Below are 13,886 nucleotides of genomic sequence, written 5' to 3'. Positions count from 1 at the left end.
GCAGGACCATCTACATGCGCAGCGTTTCGGGCACCTTCAACAACGCCCGCTGGATCATGGTCTTCCTCACCCAGTTCTTCTTCTACGGCGCTTGCTGGCTCGACTGGGGCGGGCGGCAGGCCGTACTGTTCCATCTCGCCGAACGCAAGTTCTATGTCTTCGGCATGGTGTTCTGGCCGCAGGACGCGATCTATCTCGCCGTCCTCCTGGTGATCTCGGCGTATCTGCTGTTCCTCGCGACGGCGATCGGCGGGCGGCTGTTCTGCGGCTATGCTTGTCCGCAGACGGTTTACACCGAGATCTTCATGTGGATCGAGCGCAAGATCGAAGGCGACCGCTCGGCGCGGATGAAGCTCGATCGGCAGCCGATGTCGGCGCGCAAGCTCGGCCTCAAGGTCGCCAAGCACGCGGCATGGCTGGTCGTGGCCGCGTGGACGGGCTTCACCTTCGTCGGCTATTTCACGCCGATCCGCGAACTGGCGAGCGCCGTCGGATCCTTCGGCGTTAGCGGCTGGGAAGTCTTCTGGCTGTTCTTCTATTCTGGCTTCCTGTATTTCATGGCCGGCTTCATGCGCGAGCAGATGTGCAAGTATCTCTGCCCGTATGCGCGCTTCCAGGGTGTGATGTTCGATCCGGACACGCTGGTCATCACCTACGACGCCGAACGCGGCGAGCCGCGCGGGCAGCGTCGCAAGGGGGGTGATGCCGGTGGAAAAGCCCTCGGCGACTGCGTCGATTGCGGCGTCTGCGTGCAGGTCTGCCCGACCGGCATCGACATCCGCAACGGTCTCCAGTACGAATGTATCGCCTGCGCCGCGTGTATCGACGGTTGCGACTCGGTGATGGACAAGATCGGCCTGCCGCGCGGCCTGATCCGTTACTCGACCGAGAACGCGATGGCCAAGCATTACGGCGCACGCGACATCCTGCAGCATCTGATGCGGCCAAGGACGCTGGTCTATTCGGCCATCCTCGTGCTGATCGTCGTGGCGGCCGGCTGGAGTCTGGCGACGCGCGTTCCGCTCAAGGTCGACGTGTTGCGCGACCGCTCGACGCTGTACCGCGAAGGCGATGACGAACGCATCGAGAACGTCTTCACCCTGCGCGTCATGAATACCGACGAAGCGCCGCATCGCTACCAGATCGAGGTGTCTGGCATCGACGGCATCCGGCTGGAAAGCGGCGCCACGATCGAGGTTCCGGGCGCATCGAACAAGACGGTGGCGGCGGTGGCGAGCGTTGAGGAAGGCAAGGGCAAGAAGGGCTCCAACCCGGTCGTCTTCGAACTCCGTGCGGAGGGCGCGCCCAAGATCGCCGTCCATGAGAAAACCACTTTCTATCTGCCATGAACGAAAACACGTCATCCCCGTCGCTTCCCTGGTACCGCCACCGCTGGCCGTGGCTACTGATGGCCGGTCCGGCGATTGTCGTCGTCGCCGGCTTCGTCACGCTGGTGCTGGCCTTGCGCAGCAACGACGGACTGGTGTCCGACGACTATTACAAGCAGGGTCTCGGCATCAATCAGACGACGGCGCGCGATCAGGCGGCGGCGCGGCTCGGATTGCAGGCGCAAGTGATGCTGGGCGGCCACGAATTGCGGGTGATGTTACGCGCGGGGCAGGCCGGAACGACGCTGCCCGAGACCTTGTCGCTGCGCCTGATGCATCCGACGCGTTCGGGTGAGGATCAGGTGCTGACCCTGCAGCGCCAGGCCGGCGATCTCTATTCCGGTCGTCTGGAGCGGCCGCTGTCGGGGCGTTGGCGGCTCTCGATCGAAGATGACGGGCGCATGTGGCGCCTGACCGGCGACTGGCTGGTCGATAAGGCGCCGGTCCTGGTCTTGCCGAAATAAGCGCTTATTCCGCGCAGCGCGCGGCGTTCGACCAGAGCGTCCGGTAATTCAGCTGGTCGGCGATCCAGTCTTCGTCGAGTTCGAAGAAATCCCCGCAGCAGCGCGACAGGCAGGCGCGTAGCAGTGCGGCCCGCTCGGTCTGTCCGGTGAAACTGCGCGTCGGTGCGGCGATCGCGACGGTCCAGGTTGCGCGCTCCTCGTCTTGCTGCAGGACAGGGTAATGTGTTGCCAATTTCGCCAGCAGCGCGTCGTCCGATGCGGCGCAAGCACCCAGGTGTCGCGCCGCCAGATGCTCAAGGACGCCCGGCGAGGCCTCGTCGATGTGAATTCGCACGGACCTTTGCGTTGGGCGGGGTAGGCCGAATCCCGGTCAGGACGAGCGAGGCTTGCCGAATTTCTCGACGAGCTGATTCAGCTTTTGCGTGCGCTGGCGTTCCTGTTCTTCGGCGAGGCGCTGCGCCTTGCGTCGCTCGGCATCCTTGCGGAAGCGTTCGCGCAGGGTTTCGGCGGCATGCTGCCGGTGTTCCTCGGTCACCTCGGCAACGACCTGGCCGTCGAGGTCGACGCGCTGCGTCGCCTTTTCCATGGTCTTGAGATAGCGCAGCGAGTTGGTGTGCATGCCGAGCGCAATGCGCAAGGCTTTGCGTTCGATGTCGGATTGACGGGCCAGCAGCTGTTTGTCGATGCCGATCGCCAGCGGCGCGTGGTCGCGGAAGGCCGGATAGGTTTCGTGGAGTTTCTTGAGCAGGGCGCGCGGGTCCTGAGCCGGCTTGGCTGCGGGCGTACTGTCGGTCGTCATGGTCGGGAAGAGGGAATCGGTCAGCAATGTCAATGATGGCCGGAGCTTACCACGACCGCTCTCGTTTCGGCTTGGGCTTGTTGCTGCCGCTGGTGCGGTGGGGTGGCTACACTGTGTCTTTTTTCACATTCTTCGGCGCTTTTGACAGGCATACCATAGGGTGTGTTCTCAATTAAGCGTTGGTTGCGCACGGATCTGGCGAGGCGCATCGCTAGGCGGCGGATACGCCGCATGGCCATCCACGCAAGCCTCCGGTAACAACGCGATGCGCCTCTTGCGAAGGGAACGACCCTTCGCTGCGACCCGCGCCTTGCAGCCGCTCTAGCGTAGGGTGCAACGCAATCCGGCAGTTAATTGAGAACACACCCTAAAGCCTTGGTCGAATTGGGCGTTATCTCGTCAAGCGGCCGATGCGCGCCGCATTATCAGGGAGTAAGGCGATGGCGGCTGAAGAGAACGGCACAACGGAAGACGATTCGCCGGGACTGCGCGGTTTGATAGCGAGGTTTGCCCCAATGATTGGCGCCGGCGTTGCCGGCTTGTTCGTGTTGATACTGATCGGCGGAGAAATCTATTTCGCCGTGAAGACGCGCACGCTGCAGTCGGAACTGACGACGGTGCGCAAGGAATTGAAGGAACGCGGGCGCGTGGCCGGCGAGCAGCAGGCGCAACTGGCGGCGCTTGCCCAGCAGGTCGAGGCCATGAAGACGGCGCTGGCGGCAAAGTCGGAGAGCGACGCCAAGGAGGAGGCTGCCAAAGCGCCGACCGAGGCCAAACCGGCAGAGGCGGCGGCGAAACCGGTTGCCGAGCCTGCCAAACCCGTCGCACCGGCAGCTGCGCACAAGGCACCCGTCGCCGCCGAAAAGCAGCCGGTCGCTGCGAAGAACGAAGCGCCCAAGGCGGAAGCCCCGAAGGCGGAGGCGCCAAAACCCGCACCCGCGAAAGCCAAGGCGTCGGATGCCTTCAGTTGCGATCTGGCGGGCAAGTCGCCCGAGGAACAGGCGGTGATCCTGAAACGCTGCGTCAGCGTCATGGACATGCCGCCGCCGGCCGGCAAGCGCTAAGACGCCCGGTCCAGGTTCGTGCCTTCAGGCGGTTTCGGCGCGTAACCGGAGGAAGGCGGCGTAGCGGCGTGGGTCGATCTCGCCGCGTTCCAGGGCGGCGAGAATGGCGCAATCCGGCTCGCGCTCGTGCCGGCAGTTGCGGAAGCGGCACTGGCCGAGGTGCGGGCGGAATTCGGGGAAGCCCTGCTCGATGCCTTCGGCGCTCAGGTGGTGAAGGCCGAATTCCTGGAGTCCCGGCGAATCGATCAGTGCCGTTTCGGCATTCAGGCGATACAGTGTCGCGTGGGTCGTCGTGTGCTTGCCCGAATCGAGGGCTTCGGAGATTTCGCGGGTCGCTGCCTGCGCATGGGGAACGAGCGCGTTGGTCAGCGTCGATTTGCCCATGCCGGATTGACCGACCAGTACGCTGGTATGGCCTTCGAGCAGTGGGCGCAGAGTGTCGACGCTTTGACGTGCCGACAAGGGCAAGATCGGGGTGCCGAGTTGCGCGAAGGGCGCGAGCTGGGCCTGTGCGCTGGCGAGCGGCGCTTCCAGGTCGCACTTGTTGAGCAGGATGCGAACGGCCAGGTCCTGGCTTTCCGCCGCCACCAGGCAGCGGGTGATGAGTTCGTCCGAGAAAGAAGGTTCGGTCGCGACGACGATCAGGATCTGCGTGACATTGGCGGCGATCAGCTTCTGGCGGAAGGCGTTCGAGCGATAGAGCAGCGACTGGCGCGGGGCGATGGCGTCGATGACGCCCTGGCCGTCGCCGCTGCGTGCGATCTCGACACGGTCGCCACAGGCGACGTCGCTTTTCTTGCCGCGCGTAAAACAGTTGAGCAGTTCGCCGGACGCGAGTTCGACGCGGTATTGCCGCCCGTGGGCGGCGACGATCGTTCCGCTCTCTTTCACGCGCCGCTCACCGTGCATGGCGGGCGAGTTGCGCAATGCGCAGCGCCGCCGGTGGGTGGGAGTCGTAGAACAACGAGTGCAACGGGTCGGGCGTCAGCGTCGCTGCGTTGTCCTCGTAGAGCGTCACCAGCGCGCGGATGAGTTCGTCGGCCGAGGCGTGCTCTGCGGCATAGCGGTCGGCCTCGAACTCGTGCCGGCGCGACAGTCCGCTCATGACCGGGGTGAGGAAAAAGGTAAAGATCGGTACCGTCATGAAGAACAGGATCAGTGCCAGCGCCGTGCCCTGGGCGTCGACGCCGAGTCCCTGATAGAACCAGGTCTCGCGCATCAGATCGCCGAGCAGGGCGAGAAAACCGAGCGACAGTCCGAACAGCAGGACGATGCGCTTGATGACATGGCGATGGCGGAAGTGGCCGAGTTCGTGCGCCAGCACGGCTTCGATCTCGGCGGGTTGCAGGCGATTGAGCAAGGTGTCGAAGAAAACGATGCGCTTGTTCTTGCCGAAACCGGTGAAGTAGGCGTTACCGTGCGCCGAGCGCTTCGATCCGTCCATGACGAAGAGTCCCGACGAGGCGAAGCCGCAACGCGTCAGCAGGGCTTCGATACGCGTGCGCAAGGCAGCGTCGTCAAGTGGTGCGAACTTGTTGAAGAGCGGAGCGATCCAGGTCGGGTAGACGAACAGGATCAGCAGGTTGAAGCCGCACCAGAACAGCCAGACATAAAGCCACCAGCGTGGTCCCATCTGCGCCATCAGCCAGAGCACGGCGAGCAGCACTGGCGTGCCGATGACGAGACCGAGCGCCGTCTGCTTGATGAGATCGAGGAAAAACAGCCGGGCGGTCATGCGGTTGAAGCCGAAGCGTTCCTCGATGACGAACTGGGCATAGAGTGAAAAGGGCAGATCGACGACCGCCGAGATCGCCATGACGCTGAAGATCAGCGCGACGCCGTAGGGCAGTCCGTCGAGGCGGGGCGACCAGAAGTCATGCAGGGCCTGCAGACCGCCGCCGAAGGTATAGGCGAGCAGCACGAGCGTCTCGACGCCGAGCGAGACAAGACCAAAGCGGGTGCGCGCGCAACTGTAGTCGGCGGCCTTCTGGTGCGCGTCGAGCGCGATGCGGCCGACGAACTGTTCGGGTACCGCCGCGCGGTGGGCTTTGACATGCGCCATCTGGCGCAGTGCCAGCCAGACGCGGATGGCGATCATCAGTGCCAGCGCGGCGGAGAATATGAGGGAGAACGCGAGGGAGGATGGACTGAGCAAGGGATTGGCCATGCGGTGTGAGAAAATACGGACTGAATATTTCTAGGAAGCGGAGATTATATGGCACAGGACGCGAATCATCTTGTTTGGCTGGACATGGAAATGACCGGCCTCGACCCCGAGCGCGAGCGCATCATCGAAATGGCGATGATCGTCACCGACAGCAATCTGGAGACCGTCGCCGAATCGCCGGTGTGGGTGGTGCACCAGTCGGACGAACAGCTCGACGCAATGGACGACTGGAACAAGAAGACGCACGGCAAGTCGGGGTTGATCGAGCGCGTGCGTGCCTCGACGCTCGATGAGGCCGCGGTCGAGGCCGAAGCGCTGGCGTTCATGCAGCAGTACGTGCCGCAGCGGGCGACGCCGATGTGCGGCAACTCGATCGGTCAGGACCGTCGCTTCATGGTCCGCTACCTGCCGAAGCTCGAGGACTGGTTCCACTATCGCAACCTTGACGTCAGCACGCTCAAGGAATTGTGCAAGCGCTGGAAGCCCGAGGTGGCGGCCGGCTTCGTCAAGAAGGCCGATCACACGGCGCTTGCCGATATCCGCGAGTCGATCGAGGAACTCAAGTACTACCGCGACAACTTCCTCAAGCTCTAAGACTGGCGGGCGGGCAATGGCGCCGCCCTCGCCTCAGCGGCGGGCGGCGTTGTCCTGGCTGTCGCTGATGGCGATGTCGCCGAGCGCGTCGGCCGAGGTCGCGCGCGACTGGCGCCGGTAGAGGTGGAGCTTGTCGCTGGCATGGCGGTCGCTCGGACGGTGTCCGAGCCAGATCGGGTGCCAACCGGCCGTCTGCAGCGCACGGGCGTCTTTCGGATCGCCCTGCATCAGGAGCAGGTGGCAATGCCGGCTGGCATCGCTGTCCTGCGGCACCGTGGTGATGCCATCGAAATAATTGAGGATGGCCAACGTCGCGTTCGGGAGGTTGACGTTGGCAATGCAATCGACATTTTTCGGCAGCGCTTTGGCGAGTGAGGCGGACACCGGACGATAGGTCTTGCCGTAATCGATCCACGGCATCCAGAGCGCGGCGAGCAGCATCCAGAACAGGCTGACGCCGCACATCCAGTGCATCGTGCCGCGCATCGGCGAGCGCGGGGTGGTGACGATCAGCCAGAGCCAGGCGAGCGTGATCAGCGCGGCGAAGGCGGCAGCGACGAGGCCGAAGTGTCCGACGAATCCGGGTTCGATGCGCACGACCTGCCGCGCCAGGCGTTCCGGCCAGCCGAAGACCATCGCGCACCAGGCGACCCAGACGACCGCGGCGAAGAAGGTGAAGGTCACCATGCCGAACCAGTCGAAGGCGTTGGCGGCGCCGCGCCGGAGCGTGCCGACGCCGGGTACGGCGAGCAGCACGAGCGGCGGCAGCAGGAGCAATGCCGGTGCGCTGCTGGTTTCGACGAACGCGGCGAGCAGTCCGAGTGTGGCGATGAAGGCCAGTGCCGGCAGGGCGATCGGGCGTTGCCCGAGTTGGCGGCGGCGTGCCCACAGCGCCCAGGCGGCGAGCGGCATCGCCGGCCAGGCGTACCACAGCAGCAGGTTGAGATAGCGCGCCAGGTTGTGCAGCGCCGCCAGCGGCTTGGCGAGGCCCGAGAGTTCGTTCAGCCAGAAATCGGCGAGATAGTCCGGCGCGGCGAGGTGGGCCGGCAGCAGCCAGAGCGCGCACAGCGCCAGCGCCAGCGCGAGGCTGCTGGCGAGTCTCAGTGCGTCGGTCAGGCGCTGTTCGGACAGCAGCAGCGTCAGCAGGATCGCCGGGATCAGCGCCAGCACCGGCAGCAGGCCATTGGCGAGAAAGGCGATGCCAAGTGCGGCACCGAGGACCGGTGTGGCTAACCGTGGCTGGCGCGGCAGCAGGATCAGCGCCCAGTAGGCGGCGGTGTGCGCGGTGAGTGCCGCGAGCATCGGCTGCGCTTCGTGCGCGTGGAACAGGAAGCCGAGGCTGCCGGCCAGGACCAGCGGCCCGGTGGCGGCGAATTCCTTGCCGTGCAGTTCGCGTGCCGCCAGCAGGATGAATTCGAGCGCGAGCAGCGTGAACAGGCCGCTGGCCAGGCGGATCGCATCGTGCGCCGGCAGCAACCAGGAAAACAGCTTGGCGAAACCGGCGGCGATCCAGTAGTAGAACGGCGCGTCGGGATAGGGCTGGCCGGCGAGTTGCGGCAGCAGCCAGTGGCCTTGGCTGGCCATGTCGAAGGCGACGCCGATGGTGATGGCGTCGTCATGCTTCCAGGGGTCGTGGCCGATCAGGCCGGTAAAGATGTAGAGCGATAGCAGGATGGCCAGCGCCCAGCCGCTCGGCGGCAGGGAGATTCCCTTGAAACGCGGATTGTTCTGGAGAAAGGGCATGGCCGTTGTCGTTGAGGGCTATCGATAATGAAAAAGGCAGCCCTGCGGCTGCCTTTTTGCTGAGTCCGCGTGAACTCGCGTGGCGGGAAAGACCTTAGATGGCCTTGGCGCGCGCGCCATACTTCTTGTTGAACTTCTCGACGCGGCCGGCCGTATCGATGATCTTCTGCTTGCCGGTGTAGAACGGGTGGCAGGCAGCGCAAACTTCGATGTGCAGCGCCTTCTTCATCGTCGACTGGGTCTTGAAGACGTTGCCGCACGAGCAGGTGACTTCGATTTCTTTGTATTCGGGATGGATGTCGGATTTCATCTTGGGGACTTCCTGTAGGTCATGTCTGGCCGGCTCGAAAAACCTGGTTTCTCGGTGACCGGCCCCGGAAAACGGCGAATTATCCTTGATTTTTCTGCAAGTTGCAATCAAAGGCTGTTTAGCGACGCATCGAATCGAAGAACTCGGCGTTGGTCTTGGTCGCCTTGATCTTGTCGAGCAGGAATTCCATCGCCTCGAGATCGTCCATGTTGTAGAGCAGTTTGCGCAGAATCCACATCTTCTGCAGCACGTCCGGCGCCAGCAACAGTTCCTCGCGACGCGTGCCCGAGCGGTTGACGTTGATGGCGGGGTAGACGCGCTTCTCGGCCATGCGGCGGTCGAGGTGGATTTCCATGTTGCCGGTACCCTTGAACTCCTCGTAGATGACGTCGTCCATGCGGCTGCCGGTGTCGATCAGCGCCGTGGCGATGATCGTCAGCGAACCGCCTTCCTCGATGTTGCGCGCGGCGCCGAAGAAGCGCTTCGGTTTCTGCAGTGCATTGGCATCGACACCGCCGGTCAGCACCTTGCCCGAGGCCGGCTGCACCGTGTTGTAGGCGCGGGCAAGACGGGTGATCGAGTCGAGCAGGATGACAACGTCCTTCTTGTGCTCAACCAGGCGCTTGGCCTTCTCGATGACCATTTCGGCGACCTGCACGTGCCGTGTCGCCGGTTCGTCGAAGGTCGAGGCGACGACTTCGCCGCGCACCGAGCGCGTCATTTCGGTGACTTCCTCGGGACGCTCGTCGATGAGCAGGACGATCAGGTTGATGTCGGGGTGGTTGGCGGTGATGGCATGGGCGATATGCTGCATCATCACCGTCTTGCCGCTCTTCGGGCTGGACACCAGCAGGCCGCGCTGGCCTTTGCCGATCGGCGAGATGATGTCGACGATGCGGCTGGTGATGTTTTCCTCGCCGCGGATGTCGCGTTCGAGCTTGATCGGCTGCTCCGGGTGGAGCGGCGTCAGGTTCTCGAACATGATCTTGTTCTTGGAGGCTTCCGGCGATTCGCCGTTGACCTTATCGACCTTGACCAGAGCGAAGTAACGTTCGCCGTCCTTGGGCGTGCGGATTTCACCTTCGATGGTGTCGCCGCTGTGCAGGTTGAAGCGGCGGATCTGGCTGGGGCTGACGTAGATGTCGTCGGTGCTGGCCAGATAGGACGTGTCGGGCGAGCGCAGGAAACCAAAACCGTCGGGCAGCGTCTCGAGCGTGCCGTCGCCGAAGATGGTCTCACCCTTGCGGGCCTGATTCTTGAGCAGGGCGAAAATCAACTCGTGCTTGCGCAGGCGGTTGGCGCCTTCGATCTCGTTGGCGACGGCCATGTCGAGAAGTTGGCTTACATGAAGGGCTTTGAGTTCGGATAGATGCATGTGCGTGCGAAGGGACGGTAAGAGGGATGCACGATGCGCCGGCAGTCATGCCTGAAAACGCACTGGAGGGGGTGTCGGGGAGAACCGGGACGCTTGCTTGGAAGCGTGGGGTGAAACCGGGGATCCCTGAAAGCTGCGTGCGCTTTTTTTAACCCGGGAGGGTGTCGCAACGAGCTTTCAGGCGGAGGGTATCGAGTTTACAGGTTGCTGTCAATGAAGGACGCGAGTTGCGACTTGGACAGCGCGCCGACTTTCGTCGCCTCGACATTGCCATTCTTGAAAATCATCAGCGTCGGGATGCCGCGCACGCCGAAGCTCGCCGGCGTGTTCTGGTTATCGTCGATGTTGAGCTTGGCGACCTTCAGGCGACCGGCATAATCGCTGGCGATTTCGTCGAGAATCGGTGCCAGCATTTTGCACGGGCCACACCATTCGGCCCAGAAGTCGAGCAACACGGGTTGCTGCGCTTCGAGCACCTCTGCAGCAAACGTATCGTCGGTGACGTAATGAATCAGATCGCTCATGGGGAATACCTCTGTCTTGTTGTGCAATTGAACGGGAACGTTGGGGGGCTCGGGCTCTGAGTAGGTTTTCTTGGAGAAATGGCCCCGACGCCGAATTGACCCTATCGTAGCGAAAAAATTCCCTGAATGGAAGGAAGAATTGGCGCGGCACGGCACTTGGGTGGCTATGACGATGGTAAGTTCCCGTGCGGTCAGGATATCTGGCCGGCCCCGGCGATCGCCGATTAAATGCGCTATAGTCGGCGTTCCATGAACTGACGAGTGAGTGATTATGGCCTACGTCGTCACCGAGAACTGCATCAAGTGCAAATATACCGATTGCGTCGATGTCTGCCCCGTTGACTGTTTCCATGAAGGACCGAATTTCCTGGTGATCGATCCGGACGAGTGCATCGACTGCACGCTCTGCGCCGCCGAGTGTCCGGCCGAGGCGATCCTTGCCGAGGACGATGTGCCGGGCGACCAGCAGTCGTTTATCGCGCTCAATGCCGAAATGTCGAAGGTCTGGCCGATCATCAGCGAGCGCCGCGAACCGCCGCCCGACGCCGACGACTGGAACGGTACCCCCGGCAAGCGCAACCGGCTCGAGCGATGATCGTTTCGACGCTGCCCCCCGGCGCGTCCTTCTTTGACGATCTCGCCGACGCGTTGTTGGCGGCTTTCCCGTCGCAACTGGCGGCAGGGGATCTGTCCGGCCTACGTGTACTGGTGCCGGCGATGCCGATGGCTGCCGAGTTCCGCGCCGCGCTGGTGCGGGCAACGCAGCGTTGCGAGGGGTCGCCGGCCTTGCTGCTGCCGCGTTTCGATACGCTGCGTGCGTGGGCGCAGTCGCAGCCCTTGCCCGATCTTGCCGAGCCCCTGCCGGCGAGTCGCCGTCTCGTCCTGCTGCAGGAGGCGCTGCGCGCGCGCGCCTGGTTCGACGAGCGGGCCTTGTGGGGCATCGCGGCGGAAATGGCGGCCTTGTTCGACGAACTGACGGCGGCTTCGGTCGGTCTGCCGGAAGATGCGGAAGCGCTGGTGACGCAACTCGAACAGGCGTATGCCTTGCGCGCGTCGGCGCCCCTGGCGTTCGAAGCACGCGTGGTGCACGAGTTGTGGCGCGCGTTGGCGGCGTCGGGCGCGATCGACGCAACGGCCCGCTATCGCCTGCAACTCGCCGAGCTGGCGCGGGTGCCGGCGCAGCCCCTGTGGGTGCTGCTCGATGCGCCCGTCGAGGAGTCGCTGGACGCGGCCGAGCGCGCGTTTCTTGCCCGCTACGGCGAAGGCCAGACTGTCCGGATCTGTCACCCGTCGCCGCGCGAGACGGCGGCGACGCCCGTGCTGGACGTGCTCGATGCGGCCTGGCCGGCGCAGCTCGACACGCCGCTGGTTGAACGCGCCGAGGCGCTGGCGCAACGTTTGCCTGAGAGTCCGTTGGCCGGTCGTCTGGCGCTCGTTGCCGCCGCCGGGCGCGAGCATGAAGCGCAGAGCGCCGTGGCTCAGGTCGCCGAGTGGCTGCTTTCCGGCAAGAAACGGATTGCGCTGATCGCCCAGGACCGGCTGACGGCGCGGCGCGTGCGCGCCCTGCTCGAACGCGAGGGCGTGCTCGTCAGCGATGAAACCGGCTGGTTGTTATCGACCTCGCGCGCGGCCGCCGCGGTCGATGCGCTGATCGAAGTGGTGGCGGGCAATGCCTATCATCGCGACGTGCTCGATCTGTGCAAGTCGCCCTTCCTGTTCGGCGATTTCGATGCGAGCGCGCGTGCGGATGCGGTGGCGACGATCGAGACGGCCATTCGCAAGGGCTCGGTGGCGTCCGGATTGACGCGCCTGCGGCGGGTCTTGCTGGAGCTTGGGAACGATGCCGCCGCGCCGGCGCAGGTTCTGCTAGACCGGATCGAGGCGGCGCGGGCCCTGCTTGACAGTCGGCCGGCGACGCTGGTGCGCTGGATCGGCCGTCTGCTCAAGGCGCTCGAGGCGCTGGGGGCGCTCGACGCCCTGCGTGCCGATACCGCCGGGCAGGCGCTGCTCGATCTGCTCGACGCGCGCTTGCTCGAACTCGAAGGTACCGACGCCGTATTCGCGCTGAGCGCCTGGCGCGACTGGCTCAACCGCGAGTTCGAGGGGGCGAGCTTTCGCGACGGGTCGCTGGCGAGTCCGGTTGTCGTGACGCCGCTCAATGCCGTCTGTTTGCGCCGTTTCGAGGCGGCCTTGATGATCGGCGGCGACCAGCGCCATCTGGCGCCGGCTGCGACCGGTGCCTTCTTCAACCAGTCGGTCCGTCGTGAATTGGGTCTGCGCACGCTGGCCGACAGCGAGCGTGAACTGCGCCGCGACCTCGAGTTGCTGCTGGCGACGGTACCGCAGGTGACGGTTACCTGGCAGTCGGTGCAGGACGGCGAGGCCAATCTGCTGGCGCGCGAGTTTCTCGTGCTGGCCGCCTTGCATGCCGAGGCCTGGAAAGTCCCGCTCGAACGCCCGGCTTTGCCGGCGCGGCCGGATGCGCCCGCCGATTCGGCGACGGCGCCGCTGCCGAGCTGCCAGGCAGCGCCGGCAGTCGCGGCCGGCCTCGTGCCGGCGCGCGTCTCGGTCAGCGCCTATGGCAGCCTGGTCGCCTGTCCGTACCGCTTTTTCGCGCGTCATGTGCTGCGTCTCGGCGAACTCGACGAAGTCAGCGAGGAGATGGAGAAAAGCGATTATGGCGCGCTCGTACATCGTTCGCTCGAACTGTTTCATGGTCGCTACCCGCGTGTTTCGGCGTTGACCGGGGCGGATGCCCTGAAGGCGCTGCAGGCCTGTGTCGACGCCGTTTTCGCGCCGGCGGTCGGTGAGAATCTGCTGGCGATCGCTTGGCGTCAGCGCTGGGGGCAGCGACTCGGCGCCTATCTCGACTGGCAGCGCGCGCGCGAAGCAGCCGGCTGGCATTGGGCGCAGGCAGAAACACCCGTGACCCGCACACTGGCGCTCGACGGCGGCGGCAGCATCGAATTCTACGGCCGCATCGACCGCATCGACCGCCGCGACGATGGTGAGGCGGCACTGCTCGATTACAAGACGCAGACCGTCAAGGCGATCCGCGACCGTCTCGACGACGATGTGCAATTGCCGGCCTATGCCCTGCTGCACGGCGATGCCGGCGAGGCGGCGTATGTGGCGCTCGACGACCAGACCGTCGCGGCCGTGCGTTCCTGCGAGGATCGCGCCGCGCTGCAGGCGAGCGCCATGGCGCAGGCGGCGCGTCTGACCCGCAGCATGACGGCGATGCGTGCCGGTGCCGGTCTGCCGGCGCATGGGGTCGATACCGTCTGCCGCTGGTGCGAGGCGGCCGGACTTTGTCGCAAGGCCTATATCGCTTGATGCCGGCGGGAATTTAGAGCCTATTTCGGCGCGGCCCACGATCCCTGCCGAAATAGGCTCTTGGCCGGACGGGCGGCGGCCGACAGGCAAAAAAAACGCCGGGAGGGTCGCATGACCGTCCC

Annotated in this window: 14 protein-coding genes; 6 read left to right on the top strand and 8 right to left on the bottom strand. The window is 64.6% G+C overall.

Annotation, left to right across the window (positions count from 1 at the left end):
* The first annotated feature begins 14 nt into the window (after window positions 1-14).
* Together ccoG and BLR25_RS06055 are read left to right on the top strand one after the other, a co-directional pair.
* Window positions 15-1,349: a cytochrome c oxidase accessory protein CcoG gene (ccoG, locus tag BLR25_RS06060; protein WP_342718514.1), complete on the top strand. Its 1,335-nt coding sequence runs from the start codon at window positions 15-17 to the stop codon at window positions 1,347-1,349.
* Window positions 1,346-1,852, top strand: coding sequence for a FixH family protein (locus BLR25_RS06055; RefSeq protein WP_091935292.1), 507 nt, complete (start codon window positions 1,346-1,348; stop codon window positions 1,850-1,852). The genes ccoG and BLR25_RS06055 overlap by 4 nt, the downstream gene beginning before the upstream one ends.
* A 4-nt stretch (window positions 1,853-1,856) precedes the next feature.
* Here the strand turns inward: BLR25_RS06055 and BLR25_RS06050 are convergent, their stop codons facing one another.
* Together BLR25_RS06050 and BLR25_RS06045 are read right to left on the bottom strand one after the other, a co-directional pair.
* Window positions 1,857-2,186 carry a hypothetical protein gene (locus tag BLR25_RS06050; RefSeq protein ID WP_091935289.1) on the bottom strand — a complete coding sequence of 110 codons (330 nt, stop codon included), beginning with the start codon at window positions 2,184-2,186 and terminating at the stop codon, window positions 1,857-1,859.
* 36 nt (window positions 2,187-2,222) lie between these two features.
* Window positions 2,223-2,678, bottom strand: a complete 456-nt coding sequence (locus BLR25_RS06045) for a ProQ/FINO family protein (RefSeq protein WP_342718513.1) — start codon at window positions 2,676-2,678, stop codon at window positions 2,223-2,225.
* Window positions 2,679-3,091: 413 nt separating this feature from the next.
* Between BLR25_RS06045 and BLR25_RS06040 the strand changes: the two genes are divergently transcribed.
* On the top strand, window positions 3,092-3,715 hold the full coding sequence (locus tag BLR25_RS06040; protein ID WP_143009777.1) for a hypothetical protein: 624 nt from the start codon (window positions 3,092-3,094) through the stop codon (window positions 3,713-3,715).
* A 24-nt stretch (window positions 3,716-3,739) separates the two neighbouring features.
* On the opposite strand, the gene rsgA is transcribed toward BLR25_RS06040, so the two are convergent.
* Both rsgA and BLR25_RS06030 read right to left on the bottom strand, forming a co-directional pair.
* Window positions 3,740-4,606: a ribosome small subunit-dependent GTPase A gene (gene rsgA / locus BLR25_RS06035; RefSeq protein WP_425438680.1), complete on the bottom strand. Its 867-nt coding sequence runs from the start codon at window positions 4,604-4,606 to the stop codon at window positions 3,740-3,742.
* A gap of 7 nt (window positions 4,607-4,613) precedes the next feature.
* Window positions 4,614-5,882, bottom strand: coding sequence for a M48 family metallopeptidase (locus BLR25_RS06030; RefSeq protein ID WP_091935280.1), 1,269 nt, complete (start codon window positions 5,880-5,882; stop codon window positions 4,614-4,616).
* Between the two features lie 48 nt (window positions 5,883-5,930).
* Between BLR25_RS06030 and orn the strand changes: the two genes are divergently transcribed.
* A complete protein-coding gene (orn, locus tag BLR25_RS06025; RefSeq protein WP_091935278.1) occupies window positions 5,931-6,476 on the top strand; it encodes an oligoribonuclease in 546 nt (181 codons plus the stop codon).
* Window positions 6,477-6,509: 33 nt separating this feature from the next.
* On the opposite strand, the gene BLR25_RS06020 is transcribed toward orn, so the two are convergent.
* The 4 genes from BLR25_RS06020 to trxA form a co-directional block, all read right to left on the bottom strand.
* Window positions 6,510-8,219, bottom strand: a complete 1,710-nt coding sequence (locus tag BLR25_RS06020) for a glycosyltransferase family 39 protein (protein ID WP_091935275.1) — start codon at window positions 8,217-8,219, stop codon at window positions 6,510-6,512.
* Between the two features lie 94 nt (window positions 8,220-8,313).
* Window positions 8,314-8,529 carry a 50S ribosomal protein L31 gene (gene rpmE, locus BLR25_RS06015; protein ID WP_091935272.1) on the bottom strand — a complete coding sequence of 72 codons (216 nt, stop codon included), beginning with the start codon at window positions 8,527-8,529 and terminating at the stop codon, window positions 8,314-8,316.
* Between the two features lie 118 nt (window positions 8,530-8,647).
* Window positions 8,648-9,904, bottom strand: coding sequence for a transcription termination factor Rho (rho, locus tag BLR25_RS06010; RefSeq protein WP_091935269.1), 1,257 nt, complete (start codon window positions 9,902-9,904; stop codon window positions 8,648-8,650).
* Between the two features lie 197 nt (window positions 9,905-10,101).
* Window positions 10,102-10,428, bottom strand: a complete 327-nt coding sequence (gene trxA / locus BLR25_RS06005; protein ID WP_091935265.1) for a thioredoxin TrxA — start codon at window positions 10,426-10,428, stop codon at window positions 10,102-10,104.
* A 271-nt stretch (window positions 10,429-10,699) separates the two neighbouring features.
* Here trxA and fdxA point away from each other — a divergent pair, with 271 nt between their 5' ends.
* Both fdxA and BLR25_RS05995 read left to right on the top strand, forming a co-directional pair.
* Window positions 10,700-11,023, top strand: coding sequence for a ferredoxin FdxA (gene fdxA / locus BLR25_RS06000; RefSeq protein WP_091935262.1), 324 nt, complete (start codon window positions 10,700-10,702; stop codon window positions 11,021-11,023).
* Window positions 11,020-13,764 (top strand): PD-(D/E)XK nuclease family protein, encoded by a 2,745-nt coding sequence (locus BLR25_RS05995; RefSeq protein WP_091935258.1) that lies wholly within the window; start codon window positions 11,020-11,022, stop codon window positions 13,762-13,764. Before fdxA ends, BLR25_RS05995 begins: the two co-directional genes overlap by 4 nt.
* Window positions 13,765-13,886: the final 122 nt, after the last annotated feature.

The sequence above is a fragment of the Propionivibrio dicarboxylicus genome, from assembly GCF_900099695.1.
Lineage (GTDB): Bacteria > Pseudomonadota > Gammaproteobacteria > Burkholderiales > Rhodocyclaceae > Propionivibrio > Propionivibrio dicarboxylicus.
Note: the sequence above shows the minus strand (reverse complement) of the source record. Positions and strands in the feature narration are given on the sequence as shown.